The 21,310-nt window shown below is 41.0% G+C and carries 34 protein-coding genes; 33 read left to right on the forward strand and 1 reads right to left on the reverse strand.

Translation table 11 applies throughout. The annotated features are described in order from the left end of the window. The 15 genes from GT641_RS08315 to GT641_RS08385 all read left to right on the forward strand — a co-directional run. On the forward strand, positions 1 to 874 hold an 874-nt coding region (locus tag GT641_RS08315; protein WP_161117273.1), incomplete at its 5' end, for a hypothetical protein. 2 nt (positions 875 to 876) lie between these two features. After that, positions 877 to 1,101 (forward strand): alanine racemase, encoded by a 225-nt coding sequence (locus GT641_RS08320; protein ID WP_161117274.1) that lies wholly within the window; start codon positions 877 to 879, stop codon positions 1,099 to 1,101. Between the two features lie 187 nt (positions 1,102 to 1,288). Next, positions 1,289 to 1,522, forward strand: coding sequence for a hypothetical protein (locus tag GT641_RS08325; RefSeq protein ID WP_161117275.1), 234 nt, complete (start codon positions 1,289 to 1,291; stop codon positions 1,520 to 1,522). Then, on the forward strand, positions 1,512 to 2,207 hold the full coding sequence (locus GT641_RS08330) for a hypothetical protein (protein WP_161117276.1): 696 nt from the start codon (positions 1,512 to 1,514) through the stop codon (positions 2,205 to 2,207). Before GT641_RS08325 ends, GT641_RS08330 begins: the two co-directional genes overlap by 11 nt. A 5-nt stretch (positions 2,208 to 2,212) precedes the next feature. Further along, on the forward strand, positions 2,213 to 2,467 hold the full coding sequence (locus tag GT641_RS08335) for a hypothetical protein (RefSeq protein ID WP_118488058.1): 255 nt from the start codon (positions 2,213 to 2,215) through the stop codon (positions 2,465 to 2,467). Positions 2,468 to 2,558: 91 nt separating this feature from the next. Next, entirely contained in the window at positions 2,559 to 3,395 is an 837-nt protein-coding gene (locus tag GT641_RS08340; RefSeq protein ID WP_161117277.1) for a DUF6273 domain-containing protein, read from the forward strand. 53 nt (positions 3,396 to 3,448) lie between these two features. Further along, positions 3,449 to 4,786, forward strand: a complete 1,338-nt coding sequence (locus GT641_RS08345) for a ParB/RepB/Spo0J family partition protein (protein WP_161117278.1) — start codon at positions 3,449 to 3,451, stop codon at positions 4,784 to 4,786. 2 nt (positions 4,787 to 4,788) lie between these two features. Further along, positions 4,789 to 6,126 carry a phosphoadenosine phosphosulfate reductase family protein gene (locus tag GT641_RS08350; protein ID WP_161117279.1) on the forward strand — a complete coding sequence of 446 codons (1,338 nt, stop codon included), beginning with the start codon at positions 4,789 to 4,791 and terminating at the stop codon, positions 6,124 to 6,126. Between the two features lies 1 nt (position 6,127). Then, positions 6,128 to 6,631 carry a hypothetical protein gene (locus tag GT641_RS08355; protein ID WP_243143723.1) on the forward strand — a complete coding sequence of 168 codons (504 nt, stop codon included), beginning with the start codon at positions 6,128 to 6,130 and terminating at the stop codon, positions 6,629 to 6,631. After that, on the forward strand, positions 6,621 to 6,959 hold the full coding sequence (locus tag GT641_RS08360) for a hypothetical protein (protein WP_161117280.1): 339 nt from the start codon (positions 6,621 to 6,623) through the stop codon (positions 6,957 to 6,959). Before GT641_RS08355 ends, GT641_RS08360 begins: the two co-directional genes overlap by 11 nt. A 3-nt stretch (positions 6,960 to 6,962) precedes the next feature. Beyond that, positions 6,963 to 7,352, forward strand: coding sequence for a helix-turn-helix transcriptional regulator (locus GT641_RS08365; protein WP_161117281.1), 390 nt, complete (start codon positions 6,963 to 6,965; stop codon positions 7,350 to 7,352). Then, positions 7,346 to 7,693, forward strand: coding sequence for an ASCH domain-containing protein (locus GT641_RS08370; RefSeq protein ID WP_161117282.1), 348 nt, complete (start codon positions 7,346 to 7,348; stop codon positions 7,691 to 7,693). The genes GT641_RS08365 and GT641_RS08370 overlap by 7 nt, the downstream gene beginning before the upstream one ends. Continuing rightward, the gene (locus GT641_RS08375) at positions 7,690 to 8,118 is read left to right on the forward strand and encodes a single-stranded DNA-binding protein (protein ID WP_161117283.1); all 429 of its coding nucleotides are present in this window, start codon (positions 7,690 to 7,692) and stop codon (positions 8,116 to 8,118) included. Before GT641_RS08370 ends, GT641_RS08375 begins: the two co-directional genes overlap by 4 nt. An 11-nt stretch (positions 8,119 to 8,129) precedes the next feature. Next, positions 8,130 to 8,369, forward strand: coding sequence for a hypothetical protein (locus tag GT641_RS08380; RefSeq protein WP_161117284.1), 240 nt, complete (start codon positions 8,130 to 8,132; stop codon positions 8,367 to 8,369). Between the two features lie 7 nt (positions 8,370 to 8,376). Continuing rightward, complete coding sequence (locus GT641_RS08385) at positions 8,377 to 8,616, forward strand: hypothetical protein (RefSeq protein ID WP_012742880.1); 240 nt, start codon at positions 8,377 to 8,379, stop codon at positions 8,614 to 8,616. A gap of 280 nt (positions 8,617 to 8,896) precedes the next feature. Here GT641_RS08385 and GT641_RS08390 read toward each other — a convergent pair whose 3' ends face one another. After that, positions 8,897 to 9,478 (reverse strand): tyrosine-type recombinase/integrase, encoded by a 582-nt coding sequence (locus GT641_RS08390; RefSeq protein ID WP_161117285.1) that lies wholly within the window; start codon positions 9,476 to 9,478, stop codon positions 8,897 to 8,899. Between GT641_RS08390 and GT641_RS08395 the strand changes: the two genes are divergently transcribed. The 18 genes from GT641_RS08395 (at position 9,428) to GT641_RS08470 (ending at position 21,304) form a co-directional block, all read left to right on the forward strand. Next, positions 9,428 to 10,333 carry a hypothetical protein gene (locus GT641_RS08395; RefSeq protein ID WP_161117286.1) on the forward strand — a complete coding sequence of 302 codons (906 nt, stop codon included), beginning with the start codon at positions 9,428 to 9,430 and terminating at the stop codon, positions 10,331 to 10,333. The two genes, GT641_RS08390 and GT641_RS08395, sit on opposite strands and share 51 nt — an antisense overlap. Then, positions 10,330 to 10,536, forward strand: coding sequence for a hypothetical protein (locus tag GT641_RS08400; RefSeq protein ID WP_117822836.1), 207 nt, complete (start codon positions 10,330 to 10,332; stop codon positions 10,534 to 10,536). The genes GT641_RS08395 and GT641_RS08400 overlap by 4 nt, the downstream gene beginning before the upstream one ends. Positions 10,537 to 10,616: 80 nt before the next feature. Continuing rightward, complete coding sequence (locus tag GT641_RS13190) at positions 10,617 to 11,084, forward strand: DUF2829 domain-containing protein (RefSeq protein ID WP_243143725.1); 468 nt, start codon at positions 10,617 to 10,619, stop codon at positions 11,082 to 11,084. Positions 11,085 to 11,241: 157 nt separating this feature from the next. Further along, entirely contained in the window at positions 11,242 to 11,493 is a 252-nt protein-coding gene (locus tag GT641_RS08410; RefSeq protein WP_161117287.1) for a hypothetical protein, read from the forward strand. Positions 11,494 to 11,728: 235 nt separating this feature from the next. Then, complete coding sequence (locus GT641_RS12990) at positions 11,729 to 11,896, forward strand: hypothetical protein (protein WP_192919820.1); 168 nt, start codon at positions 11,729 to 11,731, stop codon at positions 11,894 to 11,896. 112 nt (positions 11,897 to 12,008) lie between these two features. Then, on the forward strand, positions 12,009 to 12,377 hold the full coding sequence (locus GT641_RS08415) for a MerR family transcriptional regulator (RefSeq protein WP_161117288.1): 369 nt from the start codon (positions 12,009 to 12,011) through the stop codon (positions 12,375 to 12,377). After that, the gene (locus GT641_RS08420) at positions 12,367 to 13,224 is read left to right on the forward strand and encodes a DUF6591 domain-containing protein (protein ID WP_161117289.1); all 858 of its coding nucleotides are present in this window, start codon (positions 12,367 to 12,369) and stop codon (positions 13,222 to 13,224) included. Before GT641_RS08415 ends, GT641_RS08420 begins: the two co-directional genes overlap by 11 nt. Before the next feature lie 207 nt (positions 13,225 to 13,431). Beyond that, positions 13,432 to 13,605 (forward strand): helix-turn-helix domain-containing protein, encoded by a 174-nt coding sequence (locus GT641_RS13195; RefSeq protein WP_008401550.1) that lies wholly within the window; start codon positions 13,432 to 13,434, stop codon positions 13,603 to 13,605. Then, the gene (locus GT641_RS13200) at positions 13,602 to 13,838 is read left to right on the forward strand and encodes a hypothetical protein (RefSeq protein ID WP_008401551.1); all 237 of its coding nucleotides are present in this window, start codon (positions 13,602 to 13,604) and stop codon (positions 13,836 to 13,838) included. The genes GT641_RS13195 and GT641_RS13200 overlap by 4 nt, the downstream gene beginning before the upstream one ends. Before the next feature lie 206 nt (positions 13,839 to 14,044). Further along, entirely contained in the window at positions 14,045 to 14,668 is a 624-nt protein-coding gene (locus GT641_RS08430; RefSeq protein WP_008401553.1) for a TetR/AcrR family transcriptional regulator, read from the forward strand. Positions 14,669 to 14,752: 84 nt separating this feature from the next. Next, positions 14,753 to 15,382 carry a CatB-related O-acetyltransferase gene (locus GT641_RS08435; RefSeq protein ID WP_161117290.1) on the forward strand — a complete coding sequence of 210 codons (630 nt, stop codon included), beginning with the start codon at positions 14,753 to 14,755 and terminating at the stop codon, positions 15,380 to 15,382. Between the two features lie 65 nt (positions 15,383 to 15,447). Then, positions 15,448 to 16,797 (forward strand): MATE family efflux transporter, encoded by a 1,350-nt coding sequence (locus tag GT641_RS08440; protein ID WP_161117291.1) that lies wholly within the window; start codon positions 15,448 to 15,450, stop codon positions 16,795 to 16,797. Positions 16,798 to 17,110: 313 nt separating this feature from the next. Next, a complete protein-coding gene (locus GT641_RS08445; RefSeq protein ID WP_133302407.1) occupies positions 17,111 to 17,404 on the forward strand; it encodes a hypothetical protein in 294 nt (97 codons plus the stop codon). After that, the gene (locus GT641_RS08450) at positions 17,401 to 17,754 is read left to right on the forward strand and encodes a hypothetical protein (protein WP_119963249.1); all 354 of its coding nucleotides are present in this window, start codon (positions 17,401 to 17,403) and stop codon (positions 17,752 to 17,754) included. The genes GT641_RS08445 and GT641_RS08450 overlap by 4 nt, the downstream gene beginning before the upstream one ends. A 103-nt stretch (positions 17,755 to 17,857) precedes the next feature. Then, positions 17,858 to 18,919, forward strand: coding sequence for a histidinol-phosphate transaminase (hisC, locus tag GT641_RS08455; protein WP_161117292.1), 1,062 nt, complete (start codon positions 17,858 to 17,860; stop codon positions 18,917 to 18,919). 305 nt (positions 18,920 to 19,224) lie between these two features. After that, on the forward strand, positions 19,225 to 20,157 hold the full coding sequence (locus tag GT641_RS08460; RefSeq protein ID WP_161117293.1) for a DUF5688 family protein: 933 nt from the start codon (positions 19,225 to 19,227) through the stop codon (positions 20,155 to 20,157). Between the two features lie 148 nt (positions 20,158 to 20,305). Beyond that, positions 20,306 to 20,893 carry a TetR/AcrR family transcriptional regulator gene (locus GT641_RS08465; protein WP_161117294.1) on the forward strand — a complete coding sequence of 196 codons (588 nt, stop codon included), beginning with the start codon at positions 20,306 to 20,308 and terminating at the stop codon, positions 20,891 to 20,893. An 18-nt stretch (positions 20,894 to 20,911) separates the two neighbouring features. Further along, positions 20,912 to 21,304, forward strand: coding sequence for a response regulator (locus GT641_RS08470; protein ID WP_008401563.1), 393 nt, complete (start codon positions 20,912 to 20,914; stop codon positions 21,302 to 21,304). Positions 21,305 to 21,310: the final 6 nt, after the last annotated feature.

The raw sequence follows: 21,310 nt of genomic DNA on the forward strand, positions 1-21,310 counted from the left end.
CGATATGATGTCATTCAGCGAGTATAAGACCGGGAGCAAGACTGCTGGTTACAAGGCACAGGTCGATAAGGCATACGAGCTGGCAGAGAAGGTAATCGAGGCAAGACCAACCGAAGAGGAAAGAGTGTCGAAACTCTGCGAGAGATATTCGAGACGACTGGCTCAGAACATCAACAAGGATATTCAGATCGGCATGATGTGTCCGTCGGTAATGATTTCCGGAGCAGGAAACTTCCCGGTCAAAAAGAAGGAAAAGCAGGTAGCGGCATGGGATAAGAACCATGAGGACTATAAAGAGGTTGAGGCAATCCTTGGAAAGATTGAGGCAATTTTTTATGGCAAGGACGTTATCAAGTCTGATGATGAGAACGCAATCGAGAAGCTACAGGATAAGGTTGACGGATTGAGAGAGGACCAGGAGAGAATGAAGCAGGCCAACAAAGCAATCCGCATGAAGGACAAAGAAAAGGGCGATGCAATGCTGCACGACATGGGATATACGGACGAGCAGATCGCCCAGCTGAGAGAACTGGACTTCTGCGGAAGAATCGGTTTTCCGGACTATATACTGACGAACAACAACGCCAACATCAGAAGATTGGAAGGAAGAATTAAGAGCCTGCAGAAAACAAAGTCCCAGGGAACACAGGAGAGCGAGAATAAGTTTTTTAAGGTCAAGGAGAACGTGGAGGCTATGAGAATCCAGCTGTTCTTTGAAGGAAAGCCGGAACCGGAGGTAAGAGATATTTTAAAAAGCAATGGGTTCAGATGGGCGCCGTCGGTAGGTGCATGGCAGAGACAGCTCAACAATAATGGAAAATATGCAGTAGAGAGAGTTGTCAGAGAGTTGGAAGAAATGGAGGCGGTAGAGTGAACATGAAGTTAGAACCAAGAAAGGCTGCAGATCGTGGCGGCTGGTTGTGTATGCCACTGGTGATGAACAGACAGGAAGGAAAGCCTGGCTGGAAAAAGGTGCATTGCCCGGAATGTGGAACGCTCTGCTGGCAGAGACCGGAGGATGCAGGAGTTGTTAAGGCATCACACCTTGACGGTGCGGTATGTACTAAGTGCGCATTAAGAAAGGCGGGTGATGTAGTGTGACATTACGAGAGGCAAGCAAAGGAGTAGTTAAATCCGGAGGAGGAACCTATAACATTGGCTTCAACGGTGGAGACGAGACGCAGTTTGACGCTCAGAACCTAAAAGAATTGCAGGAGTGCTGGTCGGAGTTCTGTAAGGATGAAAAAATCAGTCCTGGATGCGTTGATTACGTGGAAAGGGTGAGTTAGTGGAAATTCTGACAAGAGCCATAGCAAATGAATACAGAGACAGAGCGTTGCTCCTGCCGTCTAACGGACTGCAGGACATTGGAGAAAGAAGAACGTTGCGGGAAGAGCTGCAGGTCAGGTGCAATCTGACAGAGCTGCAGGCGGTGAATATCATAAATGGCTTTCATATCCCGGACTATGCGAGAATCGCAGAAGCGAGAGCAGCAAAGGAGGCAGAAGAACATGAGAATTGAGAAAGAAGGATTTGTGTTACACCTGGAAGGAACATGGTGCGAAATCTCAAATAAGTACGCTGTTTTGGAAAGTGGAGATGTAGCAGTAAACGAAGAGGACATTCCTGCAGGGTTTGCAGAAAAGAAACTGGATCGCTATATCGAAACGCACAAGATCAGAGGATATGGAAAGGTTGACGGATGCGTAAAGAGAGTTGCGTGCGACGAAAGAACGAAGGAGTACATTCAGTTGCAGGCAGTAAAGCTGGACGATGATACATACATGGTGCAGGAGTTTGATAATGAGCTGGTATTTATGGGCGAGTTATGGAGCGGATGCAAATATCCGGATGAAGTGCTTGACTGGATGAAGAGCAACTATGAGATTGAGAGCTGTCTGACCGCAGAGGTGTATCGTAGTAGTTTAGGAGATTGCACGAATAACGGCGTATCTTCTTACGCAAGAGAATTGTATATCCTGGACGCACAGAAAGGCCCTTTTGAGCCGGACGACATCAGACAGTGCGTGTATATCGAAAAGCGCGAGATTATGGGACAGGAGTATGTTGACTGCAAGCCTGCATACTGCAGGAAGCGCTGGTATATGGCGGGCGGCAATATTCTTTACACATCGGACAGCAGATTCAAACAGATTACCGGGATCAGCTACCCGATAGCGATTCACGACAGATACGAAGGGAGGTAGGAGATATGGTAATTGTCGGGTATTATGCACATGGCAATAAGCATTATGTGGCTTTCAAGGATGAAGCAGATACGAAGGGCAGATTTATGATTACGGACGGATTCCACGACAGACCGGTTACGGAAAGAAACCAGGGAAAGTATGAAGGGTACGTGAAAATCGACAAAGCAGAGTGCAATATCAAGAAGATTATCGGCCGCATTCGCGGTACAAGACCGTGGCATCCGCTTCTGAGATTACTGCAGAAGGAAGCGGGGTAATTTTTTTACCCCGGAAATTCGCAAATGTGAGCGTTAGGAAAAAGAAATTCGCAATAGTAGAACGCATGAGAATTAAATGGAGGTAGAGAAGATGAATGAAATCAGATTAAAGGCTTACGGATTTAGCATGGAGGCAGTAGGCAGTAAAAAGTTTATCGCACAGGAACGAGAGGCATTCTTGGATTTTACAGAAGAAAAGGTATCAAAAGCAGCAATGAAGTTATCCGGGAATGACGCTCGGGCAGAGGTTCATTCACAGGAAGTAAGAAACAGGGAAAACGCCGAACATGGCGAAGATTTAGTAACAATAACACATAAGACAACGCAGCCTATTTCGTTAGAATGGATACAGGAGGTTGTAAGACTTGGGCGTGCCAGGGATTATTTTTCAGAGGGTGACACGATCGATATTGAATTTGACGGAGAAGTTATCCAGCATGACATCATCGGAATTGACGCAGAGAAACTTGCAGACAAGAGCCTTGAACACAGTATCACAATTCAGATGCACGACCTTGTGATGGAGAAAAGACCGTTCGATACAACAGGCGATTATGGCAGTAATGTGTGGGAGACATCAGAATTGAGAAAGTACCTGCAGAGTGAAGAATTTCGTGAGAGATACAAAAAGCTCATTCCTTACCTCGCAAAGGTAGTGAAAGAGAATAACAGCGGAGATGATACAGAAGATCTGTTTTTCTTACTGTCGGCGGACGAAGTAGACCCAAAGAAAACGCCGTATAAGTATTACGAAGATGTTACTAACCGGCAGAAGAAAAATGCAGACGGAGAAACAGATTATCACCGCTTGCGCTCGGCTTATCGTGGCTATTCGTGCGGTACGTGGTACGTGAACTCTAGCGGCCACGTCTACGGCACCGGCGCGTACTGGGCCTATCGCTGCGCCCCGGCTTGTACCATCGCATAATCATATAATCCCGGCACCCGCGGATGCCGGAAAGAAAAAGGAGAGAAAAGAACATGGCAGAAATACAGAATATCAGCATTGAACTTGTAAAGGTCCACCCAAACAATGTGAGAAAAACGTATAACGATATTGAGGAACTTGCGGAGAGCATCAAAGCGAAGGGAATACTTCAAAATTTAACTGTTGTGCCCGACCCACAGGAACATGGAAAGTATTTGACTGTAATCGGAAACAGAAGATTGACAGCAGCACGCATGGCGGGACTTGAAACTGTTCCCTGCATTGTTTCGGATATGGACGAAAAAGAGCAGACATCTGTAATGCTTTTGGAGAATATACAGAGAAGCGATCTGACCGTATATGAACAGGCACAGGGATTTCAGATGATGCTTGACCTGGGAGAAACAGAGGACACAATCGCAGAAAAGACCGGCTTTAGCAAGAAAACAATCAGACACCGTTTGAACATTGCAAAGCTGGATTCCAAGACGCTGATGGAGAAAGAGAGACAGGATGGATACCAGCTGTCGCTTACGGATTTGTACGAACTGGAAAAGATCAAGGACGTAAAGACCAGGGATAAGATTTTGAAGGATTCCACAGATTCGAGAGATTTGGCAAGACGAGCAATCAATGCTCAGAAGGAGCAGAAACGCCAGGAGAACATGAAGCTGTACGTGGCAATGATGAAGAAACTGGGATTGAAGAAAGCTCCGAAGGAAGCAGACAGCGAGTTTTACACGGATAAGTGGGAACGTATGAAGGACTACAGCCTCGATAAGGAGCCGCCTAAGACGATGAAGTTCGAGGATAATGGCGAGCCGACGTTTTACCTGGAAAGATACGGAACATTGTACGTGATCCGTAAGAAAAAGAAGGAAAAGAAGGAGCTCACGCCCGCACAGGAAGCAGAGAGACAGAATAAGCGGAACAAGAAGCAAATCAAGGCAATTCTGAAGGAGGCGGCCAACACGAGGAAGGCGTTCATTGAAGGCATTTTATCCGGCAGAATTAAGAAGGTTACGAATGAAGAAAAAGTCGTTGCAGAACTTTTTGAGCAGATGATAAGCTGGGAGACATTCACGGGTCATAACACATTGAAGGAGTTTTTCCTGGGAGACAAGTGCTACAACGCTCAGAAAGAAGATATAGAAGCTGCAGAGAAGAAAATGGAAGGGCTCAGCGTACTCCATAAACTGCTTTGCATGGTATCGGCAATGGTTGCTGATGCAGATTTGATTGAGTGGAATTACACATACAACACGGTCAGAGGCAAGAGGGTAAAGGCATTCTACGGAATACTAGAACAGTACGGCTTCCAGTTCCCTAACGATGAAGAGAAAAGCGTGGTCGAAGGAACCAGCGACTTGTATGTAAAGAAGGAGTGCTAGCGATGCAGGAATGCGAGGGATTTATAAAAGACGCCGATTGCACCAAAGACACGCCGCTTATGTATGGGGAACTAGATATACCGATATATGGTACTGGCAAAAGGATAATTCCGAGAGTTGAAGGCAGGAGAGACTCTTCCCACTTCGAGAAGATTTTCCTGCCGGAACTGTTACCGCTTGAGGAGTACGACCTGGTTGCAATACTTCTTTCCGGAGGAAAAGATAGCATAGCTTGCTATTACAAACTGCTGGAACTCGGGGTACCAAAAGAGCGGATGGAGTTTTGGCACCATGATATTGACGGTGGAAACCCGGAGAGAAAAATGGACTGGAAATGCACACAGAATTATGTGAAATCATTTGCAGAAGCAGAAGGAGTAAAGCTGAGACTTTCGTGGAGGGTTAATGGATTTTTCGGGGAACTGTATAGAATCGGCGCAAGCGAACCGGTTGAATGGCTTGATCCGGATACCGGAGAAGTAAGGCAATGCAGATTGTCGAGAAATTATCTACAATGCCAGGAAATTAAAGAAAAAGCCACGGAAGATATGGAAGCAGAACTGAAAAAGCTGGGTTATAGAATGAAATTTCCTGCTAAAACAGGAGATTTGAGCAGGAGATGGTGCAGCGCATATTTGAAAATTATGGTTGCAGACACGGTGATGTCAAACCTTAGCCGACTGCAGGAGTTAGAACAGCTTGGAGGGAAGAGACATAAATTTCCGGCAAAAGGCGGTACCCACCAGGGACGTTGGTGCAGCGGAAATCTAAAGGCGGCAGTCCAGGACAGTGTAACATCGAACCTGGAACAGACAAAGGAAAATGTAAAGATTTTAGTCGTCTCCGGAGAACGACGAGGCGAGTCAAAAGGACGCTCAAAGTATAACGAAATAGAAATACACAGGACAAACGCACCGGCAAAAGCACATAGAATAGTGCATCAATGGCGGCCGGTGATCGACTATTCAGAAAGAGACATATGGGAAGTCCTAAAGAGGCACAACGTCAATCCGCATCCTTGCTACAGAGCGGGATGGAATAGATGCAGCTGTGCAATGTGCATATTCTCTACTCCGAAACTGTTTGCGGGAATAAAGGAGATATATCCGGAAGAATTTGAGGCATTAAAGAGAGATGAAGAGATACTTGGCTTCACACTGGATAACAAATGCGACTTAGAAACATTCGTCGGAGATGCGGAGTCATGTGTATATCACGGAGATTTCGAGGCATTGAGGAGTTTGATTACCGGAGAATTTACAATCGATGATGTGTATGTGAAGGGGCGATGGATGTACCCGGCGGGAGCATTTCATGGAGCGGAAGGAGGACCGTGTTAGGATGGAAAAGAATAAAAGACCGGAGATCACGGCGATGTTGTCACTCTCGATCCAGCGGCACATCTGCCCGAATAATGATCCGAGAATTTACTGGGCCAGGGAAGTGACTTTCGACTACGCCACCACGAATGCGGTGCGAGTGGATTTTATGAAATTCAAGCCGGTAAACAATACGGTGTCCGGTATAGAGAAGGGAGACTTCTACTGCTACGAGGTTAAGTCCTCGGTAGAGGATTTTCACTCGAAGAACGGTCATAACTTCCTGGGAGACTACAATTACTACGTGATGCCGGAAGAAGTGTACGAGCAGGTTAAGAAAGAAATCCCATACCAGGTAGGCGTGTATGTTCCGGATGGAATGAACTACCGGGGTGAGTGGTACGACCTCAAAGCAATCAAGAAGGCAAAGAGAAAAGATAGAAGCAGGCCAGTATCAGAAATGCTGTTGATGATGTTCCGGTCTGCAGCGCGAGATAGAAAGAAGGTGTTGAGCGATGGACATTAAAAACAAAAACGAATTAAAGAGAAGGATAGACCTGTTCTTGCATGACTTCACGCCGGAAGAATATAAAATCAACGAACAGTTTTGCAAGGAAACCATGAGAATGATGGCTGATTTTATCGGCCACGTAGATAACAGACTGGATTCGGCGAATGCCAAAATTATGGCCGGAAGGAAGAGAGAAAACGAACTGGCGGAATACATCCTCAAAGAGTGCCATTTCTGCCCGATCCCGGTTGAAGTTAAATGCCAGTATGGTTTCAGAGAGAACGGATGCAAGAAGTGCTTATTGAAACATACGGAATCGCTAGATAAACCAAGGGAGGACTGACGTATGGTGGTGAATGCAAAATGCAATCCCTGCAAAGAACCTACGAAATACGTGGTAGGGTTCTTCGATGGACCAAGGGGCAGGCACGGATGCCTGTTTGATTGCAAAAATGAGCGGTGCGAGGTTTATCAAGTGAAGAGATTTACAGAGTCAGAGGCAGTCAAGGAACGAATTAAGATTCAGAACTTGAACAGTCAGAAGGGAATGTATGCAGGTTATATTGCGGCGCTGAGAAAAGATGCCAAAATAACAATGATGAAAATGTCACAAATTGCTGGATGCAGTCCGGCAGAGTACAGTTCCTACGAGCATGAACGGAAAGAGTTCGATCCGGAAATATACCGGAAATGCGAAAAATATCTGAAAAAGAAGGAAGGTGGAGGGCGATGCTGACACTGCCAATAAAAAAGAAGTGGTTCGATATGATCGTCTCCGGGGAAAAGAAAGAGGAGTATAGAGAAATCAAGCCATATTACGACAGCCGGTTTATGAATGCGTTCGGATTTCTCAATGTAGGCGGACAGATGGTATATGGAGAGGCAGCACCGGAAGAAATCCGGAAGTCATGGCCGGTACCGATAGTATTTAGAAATGGCTATTCCAAAGAGTCTCCGGAAATCATCTGCAAATGCACATTGCATTTCGGAGAAGGCAAGCAGGAATGGGGAGCTGAGCCAGGAAAATTATACTATGTGTTAAAAATACAGGAAATCGAGAAAGGAGCAGGACAATGAATAAAGTAATTTTGATGGGTCGTCTTACACGTGATCCGGAGGTTAGATATTCCCAGGGAGAGCAGGCTACGGCAGTAGCTCGTTACACCCTGGCAGTAGATAGAAGGGGAAGAAACCAGGAGAACTCAGCAGATTTTATTCAGTGCGTTGCGTTTGGCAAGGCGGCTGAATTTGCTGAGAGATATTTGCATAAGGGAACGAAGATTGTATTGACCGGAAGAATACAGACCGGAAGCTACACCAATAAGGACGGTCAGCGAGTATATACGACCGACATTGTTGCGGAGGACCAGGAGTTTGCTGAGAGCAAAAACGCAGAGAGCGGCAACGCAGGAGGTTATAACACACAGCCTGCACCGGCACCACAGTCGGGGAAAGATGGATTTATGCCTGCAGGAGACGACAGCGAGTTACCGTTTGTATAGGAGGGTGAAGGATGAAACAGTACACATTGAACAGAAAAACATACAAGGACGTTAAGAGAATGGATCATCAGCAGATGGATGCGTTCTGTAAGAATTTATACAAGGCAGGTCATGCGGACGGCATGAAGGATGCGGAAGGTTTGACCGAGGATGAAGTGAGAGAAGTTATCCTGGGTGTGAAGGGCATCGGGCCAAAGAAGGCAGAGGATATTGTGAACGCTCTGACTGCAGCACAGAGAGAAAGGAGTTAGTTGACAAATGGATAAGAGTAAAGTATATTTAGAAGTACCGGAGTTCACTGGCGAAAATGTACCGGTGGCAGTAGCGGCAAGAGTAATGAAAAAGGATCAGCAGTTTATACGCCAGGGCATTATCCTTGGATTTCTGAAATTCGGAGTTGCTTTCAAGAAGGAAGGGAGCAGCCAGTACGATTACTACATTTCCCCGATGAAGTTTTGGGAAGAGACAGGTTTTGTGTATGCCGGAGAGGAATGCTAAATAAGCCGCGAGAAGTGCTGAATAGGTATAAAAATTGATGAATAGGAAACATACAGGCAACAAAAACGCCAGCGGATGCGATAAATACGTGCATTACTGTTTCTGTTGAGGAAGCTGCAAAGGCTGGTAAGTTCTAAAAAAGCTAGTATTTATGCGGTTCCTGGTTCTGCTAGAATGTGCCAAAATTAGTGCGTAAGACACAAATAAGACACAGGTAGAACACAGTCGTAGAACACAAATAATTGCCCCGGGAGATTATATGCTCCCGGGGTTTTTGCTATTATTGTATCAGTTCTATTTCTTCTTTTAATTGATCTAAAGTTCTGTGGGGGACTTTTTCAGTCACATCTTCGATAGAATGACCAACTATCAGCTTTATGATGTACTCATCCATACCAGCATCTTTTGCCAATGTAATAAATGTATGTCTTGTATCGTGAGGACGGTGGGAGAGTTGTAATTTTCCCATGACCTTATTCCAACGGCTTCTGTATTTGTCGTATGTCATGCGCATACCAGACTGACTATCTGGATCATTGAATAAATAATCGGATTCCAATTCTTTAGCCTGATCTATTCGTTTTATGATCAGATCTCTTATTTTTGAATGAATAGGAACGCACCTGTTGCGCCCTGCATCAGTCTTAAGACCGCCGAACATGGTATTATTTTCCAGATCAATATCAGCTATTTTCAAGATAGACAGTTCTTGTGGTCGCCATCCGCTGTATATACCAATTAGAATCATATCAACAACACCATAGTTTATGTTCTTCCAGAGTAGATCTATTTCCTTCGGCGTGAATGGAACATGGATGATCTGAGGCTTTCCACTTTTGATGGCAATACAAGAGATCTGCATAGACTGCTTGATGGACAGATTCGTGAAATAGATGAACCTTTTGAAGCTGGTGGTATACAAGTAGATGCTCCGGGGATGTTTGGAGATCCGGCAGAGGATTGTAATTGCCGGTGCTGCATATTACAGAGAGCAAGATGGGCATTGGATGATGATGAGCTTCAGCGACTGAAAGATCGAGCGGAATACTTCGGGCTGGATAAGACGACAGACTTTGAGGAGTATCAGACGAAGTATTTTAAAGTGTCGTTTCAGATTGAGCATGAAAAAGATATTGCTAATACAAAAAATGGTGATAATATAAAAGATATAATGTTTAAAGCGTCAAAGTCGGATGTCAACATTATTCGAGATGAAAAAGCTGTTGTTGACGCATATTCACAGTTGCCGGATAAAGTGCAGAAAGCGATGGCTGATGTAACCTTTAATATGGGTCAGAATGGCAGTAGTTGTGATGTGAAAAAAGGCGTTATCAACGTTGCCAAAGGTGCTGAGAAAGAGAATATAGACCATGAATTTGGACATCTGATAGAAGAACGTATGCTGGATCCTAAAGTTGTGGAAGAATACATGAAATATTTGACTGAAGGATTAAGCGATGCAGATATTACTTCGGAAATATATGAAAATGATTCAGGTGAAAAATTCAATATTTATATATTGCATGGCGATAAATTTATTAGCGAATATCAAGGCAGGTTATATGTTAGCCGCATATCTGATGCTGTTAATCCGGATGGAAGTATAAAAACTGAATTTTTATTGGAATCCACCTCAGAGCTTTTCAGAGTGTATCAAAAAGATAAAACAATCCTTAGTACATATGAAATCGGGTTAGTAGAGGAGTCTTTAAAATGAATTTAAAAGAAGAATTTTTAAATATTACATCGTATGAAGAATATGATAAACAAAGAGAAAAGTTTGGTACTTTGCCTCGTGATGCAGAATTTTTATCTCATTTAGACAAGTTGTATGGTCCAGGATACGTAGGCGGAGATATAGCCAATGGAGTTATAGAAGAACTATATAAACCCGGCAAAAGACACATAGGAGAAGAATAGAAAATAATGCTAGATGGATTACGAGCACTGTACAGAGATGTATGGTGTTTTTTTTATGCAAAAAATAGGAGGATGAAAGAATGCAGAAGTACATTGGAACAAAACAGATTGAGGCAAGACCGATGACAAGAGGCGACTATAACAATTACAGAGGATGGCAGATTCCAGCGGAAGAAAATCCAGCAGATGAAGGCTATCTCGTAAGATATTCAGATGGATATGAGAGCTGGTCGCCGGAGAAGCAGTTTAACGAAGCATACAGACCATGTGACAACATGACGTTTGGGATTGCTCTTGAAATGTTCAAGAAGGGCTTCAGAGTTGCAAGAAAGGGTTGGAATGGCAAAGGAATGTTTGTTGTATTCCAGAAGGGATATCCTGATGGCATACCATGTAACAAGCAGACCGCAGAAGCCTGGGAAATCAGCGAGGGTGACTTATTCAAGTGTAACCCATATCTGCAGATCAGATGTGTTGATGGTTCACACTCCATGTGGGTGCCGAGTATAAACGATTGTCTTGCTGAAGACTGGGTAATAGTGGAGTAGAAACGGAATAGCAGATAATTCAGACCGTGTTTTTACCATGGTCTTTTTTTATGCCCAAAATCGGCTTAAGGCGGTAAAACTGTGACGATAAAATAACTCAGGCAAGAGTGATAACTGCCATGTGTGGCTACAATTAAAGCCAAGAAAGGATGGAACAATGGAATTAAAGGAACTGTTAGGAGAAGAATTGTACAAACAGATACAGGCGAAGATTGACGAGAAGAACAGCACGGAGGCAGATAAACTCAAGCATGTAAGATACACAGATCTGTCCGAGGGCAAGTACGTCAGCAAGGAGAAACAACGAACATATCACGATGCATCTTCTAAAGTCAATACAAGAATATTAGCAAATGATTCTTCTGGAATAGTGACAGAAGATGGATTACTTGAATTTGGAAACTTATGACGATCTTCGAGTTCTCTGTAAATTCAACAAGATGTGGCATTTTGTCCCATGCCTGACAGATTTCAAATTCATGAATATCTTTCAGAGCTTCTCATATTCGCGAAAAATACAATTTCTTTTATAAGAGAAAAATTTTTTGACAGCACGTAACGTGCAGATTTAATCTGGAAATAGCATCAGAAAGATCATAACAAACGGAAAAGTAAAATTAGAATTTGAATAGGAGACAAATGAAATGCATAGAGAAGTGGAAGATAATACAGTTATATTTACAGCATTTAACAGAAAATTGTTAAGAGATTTAGAAGAACTGAGAAATCTTCTGGTTAGAAATAAACCTGAGAGAGTCATGAAAAAACTGAATGAATTAATTGAAGATACAAAGAGGGACATAACCGAATAATTTGTAGCATGGGAAATGGTTCGCGAAAAAAACATTCTCTTTTATGAAATAAAAAATCATAAAAGCCTTTGACAGCACGTAACGTGCAGATTTAGGCTGAAGGAGGATGTATATGGAACTAATGACTTTAAGAACAATGTGTGAACGATTGAATGTTTCAAGAAGAAGTATTCAATGTTATGAGCAGGCTGGTTTATTGAAGCCTTCGGCAAAAAATAAATATGGTCATTTGCTATATGATGAGCAGGCGTTTCAGAGAGCACAAATGATTCGTTTCTTACAACAGCTTGGGTTTAAACTGGAGGAGGTAAAAGAAATTATAGATGCACCTGATAATGTAAGAAAAGATGCGATGGAAGTACATGTGAGAATGCTTGAATGTGAAACAGAAAAAATGACGGAACTTATTCAACAGGCGAGAGTTTATATTAATAGCATTAATGGAAAATCTGAAAATGGAGGGAAGACAAATGAGAAGTAAAAAGAAAATTATAATCACAACATTTATTGGGGCAATCATGTTGCTAGCAGGTTGTCACAGTGTAAGAACAGATCAAGAGCAAAAAGATAATAAAAAAACAGACTCTGAAACTGTAAAAATTGAGGATATTGATTGGAATGTAGGAGAAGGAATAATAGATGGAGACAGACATATTGTGATGAATTATGTAAACAATTCAAAGTTGGACATTGTTTATTTCGGCCTGGGCTATACTGAAAAAGAGGGAATAACGGAAGAAGAAAAACAAAAGTTTTATTCGGACATAGAGAAGAAATTTAATTTGAGTGATGACGATATGATTAAAATAAAAGAAGAAACAATTGGAATGAATACAAGTGTAGAAAGATTGGTGAAAGAAGGAGATGAAGTATCTAATGTACCATGTCACTATTTTTCTGGAATTTATTATTTAAAGGATAAAGCACATCTGGAACTTATGCAGCCGGATATTGCAACAATAGAATTCGTAAGTAATGGTAGATTATATACAGAATATTATGATTTCAAATCACAGAAATACTCCTTGGAATCTGATAGTGAAGAGGCCGTACAATGGACAGAAAAAGAGATTGGAACAGAGATTGATAAGCCGGAAGCAGAAGTTATAAAAGTAACATTAGATCTGGATGATTATCTATGCTTTGATGTGTATGGAGTATCAGAGTCACAATTTGAGGAATATATGGATTTATGCAAGGAAAGGGGATATACAAAGGACGCAGATAAAGATGAGGATTATTACGATGCGGAGCGGGATGATGGATATAGTGTTTCTATAGATTATGATCAGACAGATTGTATTATGGATGTTTCTGTTAGTAAGTAAATTTATTTATGATAGGCATAGCCGGATGGTATATTATGCAAACAAATATACCGTTCGGCTATAGTTTATTTGTTTCGTGTAAAAGCCGATATGAGAACATTTCAGGTTTTGCTTAAATGTTAAAAAATGAAGCCTTGGCAAATAAACGAACGTTTACTAAAATAAAAGTGTAAACGGTCGTTTATTTTTTGCCCGGAGGTTATTAGTATGAGTAATAGAAAAGAAGAAATATTAATTGCGGCACTTAATCTTTTCGCCAGGGATGGTTACGACGCTGTCTCAGTCAGCCAGATAGCAGGAGAACTTGGTATGACAAAGGGAGATTATACCATCATTATAAGAGCAAAAAAGATATTTTTAACTGTATTGTGGAGCGGATGAAGCAACAGGATAGTGAGCAGGCATCAGATCATGATATGCCGGAGGATGATAAAGAGAGAATGCCTGAAAAGTATGAGACGGTGTCATTGGATGATTTTGTAAAATATAATATCATGAAGGAAATATTGATTTTTATGGTAAGAGTGGTTTCAGACAGGCAAGCGAGTATGGTATCCGTTATCACGGATTGCCGGAGGGGGAAGATGCATCATTTTTTTTGTGTAAAGAATTGATACCAGGGTTTCTGGATGGGATTACAGGGGAATATGCAACACCGGAGGGCTATCTGGTTGACGAGCAGGAAGTGGAAGAGTTTGATAGGCAGTTAACGATGTTCTTTTCTATTTTTAAATAATAGCTGTTGACAAGTAACCGATAGGTAACTATAATAAAGTGGCCAAAAGGTAACCGATTGATGAGGCTGATTTAGGAGACAAGTGTGGAGATTAAAGAAAAGAATACAAAGAACAAAATACTGGAAGAAGCTTTAAAATTATTTGCACAGAGCGGATATATGGGAACATCCATGAATGATATTGCTTCAAAGCTTGGAGTAACCAAGGCTGCATTGTATAAGCATTATAAAAGCAAGCAGGAGATATTGGACAGTATTATTGATAAAATGAATGAACTGGATATGGAGAGAGTAAAGCGGTATGAAATGCCGGAGGGCGATCTGGAAAAGGTTGTGGCCGAGTATAAAGAAACAGCATTTGATAAAATTAAGCAGTTTACAAAGGTGCAGTTTCTTCACTGGACAGAGGAAGAGTTTTCATCCTGTTTCCGTAAGATGCTGACATTGGAACAGTACAGGGAGCCGCAGATGGCACAGTTATATCAGAATTATCTTGCAGGTGGACCGTTAACTTATATAGAAGCTTTGTTCTCGGATATGCTGGGGGATACAAGAAAAGCCAGACAGACAGCACTTGATTTTTATGGGCCTATTTTTTTGCTTTACAGCATATATGATGGAGTAGATGACAAGAGTCGGGTGATAAGGCTTCTGGAAAATCACATGGATCATTTTCTACAGGAAATGCAGGAAAATATATCAAACTAAAATGTCCGGTGGTGTGATGCTGAAGGTTGCAGTTATGGAGATTTCGAGAATTATACAGATATTTTCGACAACAGGAGGAAGAAAATGAAAGATAAAATTTTCCCTAGGACATTCGATAAACAGATCGTTTATCTGAAAAATGTAATAAATACCCCTGATATAGAGGTAGGGGATTATACAATGTACAACGATTTTGTACATGATCCGATTGATTTTGAAAAAAATAATGTTTTGTATCATTATCCTGTTAATAAGGATAAGCTAAAAATTGGAAAATTCTGTTCTATTGCATGTGGAGCAAAATTTTTATTTACCAGTGCAAATCACGCAATGGAATCGTTATCTACGTATTCGTTTCCTATTTTCTTTGAAGAATGGGGGTTGGATGCAAAGAATATATGCGATGCATGGGATAATAAGGGTGATATTGTAATTGGAAATGATGTGTGGATTGGATATGAAGCAGTTATTTTGTCTGGTGTAACAATCGGTGATGGCGCAATTATAGGCACTCGTGCAGTGGTAACAAAAGATGTGCCTTCATATACGGTAGTTGGAGGAGTGCCGGCAAAGCCAATCCGTAAACGATTTGATGAAGAAACAATTCAGAAACTTGAAGAAATCAGATGGTGGGACTGGGAAGAAGAACGAATTAAAAAGAATATTCAGGCAATACAGTCTGGTGATATAAGTATGTTAGAGCGTATGAATTAGAAATAAAAACATGACTTTAATAAAGGATATATACCATTTTAATTACAAAAGAGGTGAATGTAGACATGAGTACATTTGAACATGATCTTACAAAAGGAAATATCTGGAAGCAGCTTGTATGGTTTGCTGTGCCGTTTTTTATCAGTAATTTGATCCAGTCCTTATACAGCCTGATCGATCTGATCATATTAGGACATTTTGGCGGAACAAATTCCATATCGGCAGCTAATATCGGAGGCCAGGTGCTTGTGATCCTGACAAATCTTGCCGCGGGACTGTCAGGCGGAGGAACTGTGATGCTTGGAAATTATCTTGGATCAAAACGTAAGGATAAGATTAATGGAGCGATCAGTACATTATTCATAACATTGACAGTTATGGCAGCAGTATTTATGGTACTGTTATTTATGTTAAAACAGCCATTACTTCGATTACTTGATACACCTGAAGAGGCATTTTCACAGGCAGAACAGTATTTGTTTATTTGCACTTTGGGCCTATTATTTATTTATGGTTATAATGCATTAAGTGCAATTATGCGTGGACTTGGTGACAGCCGGACACCGATGATCTTTGTTATGATTGCATGTGTGATCAACATTATTTTGGATCTGGTGCTGGTTGCCGGATGTCATTTAGGAGCCGGTGGTGCTGCTGTTGCAACTGTATTTGCACAGGGCTGTTCGATGTTATTTTGTATAATATATTTAAAACATCATGATTTTATGTTTGATTTCAAACCATCTTCTTTTCATTTTATAAAAGAGGAATTCCACACTCTGCTTCGTACCGGATTGCCGCTTAGTATTCAAATGGTTGGTACAAATTTTTCGTTTTTGATCTTGACTACATTCATTAACAGGGCGGGTGGTGTAGCAGCATCGGCTGCAGCAGGAATAGTAAATAACTTTAATGGATTTGCAATTCTTCCGGAAGCAGCGATCAGCTCGGCTGCATCAGCCATGATCGCACAGAATATGGGCACGAAAGATGTGAAACGATCATCAAAGACTATGCACTGTTGTCTGGTTCTCTGTATTGGTGTGTCTTTGGTCGTGTTTACGTTGATGCATATATTCCCGGAGCAGATATTTCATCTGTTTGGCGTAAAAGAAGATGTCCTGGTCTATGGTATGCCGTATATCTTTGCTTTTTCGTTTGAATATGTGGGACTTCCATTTATCATGTCATTTAATACGGTTTCAACCGCAACTGGAAATGGATGGATTACGCTGGTTACAAATATGATATCTGCATTTATCGTTCGTATTCCGTTAGCATATGTTCTGGCATTTCTTTGTGAACTTGGTGTAAGAGGAATTGCGATATCTATACCGATCGCAACAGCCGTTGGAGCTATAATATCATTTTTATTTTACAAAGCCGGAATTTGGAAAAAACACATTCTGTTATAAAAGGATTTATATGCCATATCTGAAAAATTGAGTATAATATTTCTATCCGGGCAGTACAGATATAGAATGTACCTATCCCCGGCATAGAACGAAGGTTGTAGTATGTCAGTTTGAATATGGAGCGGAAAATGGCATTTTCAGAAAATACAAAAACAGAAATTCAGATACGAAAATTTAAGGCAAAGACAATACTGCTGTTTTTTATTGTGATCACGATAACAGTAGGGGTTGTTTCATTTATAATAACAAGAAAATCTTGAAAAATAAGGTTGTTAACCTGGTTGCACAAGGAAATAGGCAGCAGATTAATAATGTGAACAGCTATCTTGGAAAGATAGAAGATACGGCGGCATTGTTATTCTCTGATGAGCTATATTATGAGTTCGATGCAACGGCGCCGGCTCTCGATACATTTGAAAAGCTTCAGACCGAGAAGACGATCAAGAACCGACTGGATGATTTGGGTATTCTGGAGAATTTCTCTGACTTTGGAATCGTGTATGCAGATGATTCTACGATTGGCTGGATATCGAATACAACGATACAGTTATTTCCAAATGGAGGGTTATTCGCTTATCTTGATAATAATATCAATATTACCAGTTGATCGGAGATGAAAATCTGATCGTGCAGGGAAAATGTGAGAATAACTGGAGAGTCATTTGCGCAGCTCCTGTTAAGGTTATTTTTTCAGAAGACCTTCAGGATACAGAGAAGGGAATACCGATCAGTGATGCAGCCAGAAATGTTCTGGATGAAGAAGGTAAGCTTGTTGGTTATGAGAAGCTTGCTGATGATAAGAGAGAACAGAATACAGATCGGTTGGAAATTTTGCCGCCGATATTTGAGAAGGAAAATATCTACGATTCCTTTAAAACGAATGCTGACTATTATCTGTATGGTAAAAAGTCCAAAGAAGAAGTTGTGGATGCAATCGTAGAGTCCTTTTATAAATAAGTGTCAGATGATTCCTATCTTGTATCTCATCCTACAAAATGATAGAATAGACAACTGAAAACGATAACCTGCTGATTAGCAGAGATAACATGGAGGATAAATCATGGCATCATGGAGAGATAATATTCGTCAGGTTGAACCATATGTACCTGGTGAGCAGCCAAAGAATACAAATGTGATCAAATTAAATACAAATGAGAATCCGTATGGACCGTCTCCAAGAGTAAAAGCGGTTCAGGATAATGAGGATCTGTTACGGTTATATCCGGATCCGACGGCAAGCGTACTGGTGGACGCACTGGCGGAGTATCATGGTGTGGATGCATCACAGGTATTTGTAGGTGTAGGTTCCGATGATGTACTTGCAATGTCATTTTTGACCTTCTTTAATTCGGATAAACCGATTCTGTTTCCGGATATCACATATTCTTTTTATGATGTATGGGCAGAACTGTTCCGGATTCCATATAAGCAGATGCCACTTGATGAGAACTTCCGCCTGAAGATAGATGATTATAAGGGCGAAAACGGTGGAATCGTATTCCCGAATCCAAACGCACCGACCGGTATCTACGAATCGTTGGATCATGTAGAGGAGATCATAAAGAACAATCCGGACGTGATCGTGATCGTAGATGAGGCATATATTGATTTTGGAGGAGAAACAGCACTTCCACTGATCGACAAATACGACAATCTTGTGGTAGTCAGAACCTTTTCAAAATCACGTTCTATGGCGGGACTTCGAATCGGTTATGCGATCAGCAACCCTGAACTGATCAAAGCCTTAAATGATGTGAAATACTCCTATAATTCATATACGATGAACCGTCCGTCTCTGGTGCTCGGTGTAGAATCCATTCATGATGATGCATATTTCAGGGAGAAGGTTGGACAGATCATTGCAACCAGAGAAAGATTTGTGAAAGAGATCGCAGAGCTTGGATTTACCTGTCTGCCATCATCTGCAAACTTTGTATTTGCAACACATGAGAGTATTCCTGCAAAGAAGATCTTTGCTGCGGCAAAAGAGAATAATATCTATGTGCGTTATTTTGATAAGCCAAGGATTGACAATTATCTGAGAATCTCGATTGGAACTGACGCAGAGATGGACGCATTTGTTGCATTCTTAAAGGGATATGTAGAGACAAAGCAGAATTAAAATTTACAATGACTGAAAATTAAAAGTAATTATAGTATAAAGCTAATAAATAAGCCAAAAGAAAGATTTGTTTTTCATAAAAATATCAGAAAACAGATTTGATTTTGGCTTATTTTTTTCGCGCAGTTATGCACGTTGCGTAGATGTATGTGTTAATATAGCACAAATGACTCAAAATAGCACACGCAAAATGTTGACTTTAATCTAATCTCTTTTTATTATGGGAGTCAGAAATATTTCAGACAAAAATCCGGATTTTATCAATTTTCGAAACGTTTCAATATAAGTTACGAAGGAGAGATAAAATGAATTTTGAGGAATTTACAGAAACTATAAGAACAGGGTTGGTTCAGGTATTTGAGATGAATGATATGGACATAACCGTGAATAAAATAGTAAAGAATAATGGAATTATGCTGACGGGAATTAATATAAGACAGGCACATACGATGGTGGCACCTACGATTTATATCAATGATTTTTACAGAGAAGATGTGGATAAAAAGGAGATTGACAACATTGTACTGAAGATCAAACGAATCTATCAGGGAAGATGCAAGGAGAATCCGGTCGGGGAAGAGGTGAAAAATTATTTGGATTTTGACTGGGTAAGTGAGAGAATCTTTTATACCTTGATAAACCATTCTATGAATGAAGAAATGCTGCAGAATGTCCCATATCTGCCATTCTATGATCTGGCGATTGTATTCCGTTGTGTTTTCCATATCGGTCAAAATGGGATTGCGTCATCGGTAGTATCCGAGGATGATATGAAACGATGGGGGGTAGATACGAAATTGTTGTATCAGTTGGCAGCAAAGAATACGCCACGACTTTTCCCTCCTGTAATGGATAAGATTACTCGTTATCTGAAGGTTCATGCAAACGTGCCGGATTCCTTATTAGAAGATTTCCCGCAGGACGATGATAAACTCTATGTGCTGTCTAATTCGTTTGGGATCAACGGAGCAGCGGCGCTTTTATATGAAGGTCTGCTTGCGGATTGTGCAGATCTGGTTGGGGAGGATATATATGTATTGCCATCCAGTATTCATGAAACGATATTTGCAGGGGTGTCTATAGTAGATGATCCTGAGTTGCTGACCGAGATTGTTCAGGAGGCAAACGACAAAGTTATCAGCCAGTCGGATATATTATCCTATAATGCATATCGGTACAGTAGAAAGGCGAAAAGGCTAATGATGATCCGGTCGGAACAGGAAACAGTTCCGGTATAGATCTCAAAGTATAAAGGTACATTGAAAAATAAATAACAAAAGAACTAACAGCACGGACGGATGATTCTCTGTATTGACAAAAGAAAGAGCATGACATAGAATTAAAAGGTGTATTGGGTGTAAATTTATGTGTTGAGAGGAGAACGGTGTGGCTGAAAATTATGTATCAAGGAGAGATAAAATTGTTGCATCGGCAGTCGAATTGATCGGCGATCTAGGGTTGAATGCTCTGACAACGAAAAATCTGGCTCGTAAAGAAAATATATCCGAAACCCTAATTTATAAGTATTTCGGGGGCATAGATGAAGTACTTACAGAAGTAGTTCTGCAGTATGCTGCATTTGATAAAAATATTCAGATGACGGTAGTAAAGCAGAGTGGCTCAAATATGGATAAGTTAAGGTTTTATGCAGATACATATGCTACATACTATGATAATTATATCGGTATGGGAGCAATCATGTTGCATTATGAGGAATTATTACATTTAAGTGAGACACGGGAGATTATCTCAGAATGTATACTGAAAAGGAACGAATTTGTCTGTAAGCTTTTTGAAGATGCTATAGCAGAGAGAGAGATTCGGGCTGTATTTACCCCGAGAGAACTGACATTGATGTTTAATGGTATATTTACTGAAGGCTTACTGGAGCGAAGAACAAAGTATTCGAAGAAAACATTTCGTGTGGAAGTGAAGGAAATGTTGAACCAGATTGAAAAGATGCTGAAATTCTAGTATAGGAGGAAGTTTGTCATGAGAATTTTAATTGCTGAGGACGATGTTGCAAATGCAAAGTTTTTATCAAAATATTTAAGCAAATTCGGAGAGGTTGTTATTACACCGGATGGAATTGCAGCTGTGGATGAGTTTGTAAAACACCTGGAAAAAGGCGAAAACTTCGAACTTGTATGTCTGGATATTATGATGCCAAAGATTGATGGTTATAAAGTACTTGCATCGATTCGAAATGCTGAGAGAAAGCACGGGGTATCCAGAATGCTACGTTCCAAGGTAATAATGACCAGTGCTTTGGATGAAACAAGTTTTGACAGCAATCAGGCAAGTGATGATTATGATGAATACATCTGTAAGCCGATTGATATTATGAAGTTAAATGATATTCTTAAGAAATTGGATGTAATTTAGGACAGA

Origin of the sequence: Clostridium sp. BIOML-A1 (genome assembly GCF_009874105.1) — a bacterium.
Classification (GTDB): Bacteria; Bacillota; Clostridia; order Lachnospirales; family Lachnospiraceae; genus Coprococcus.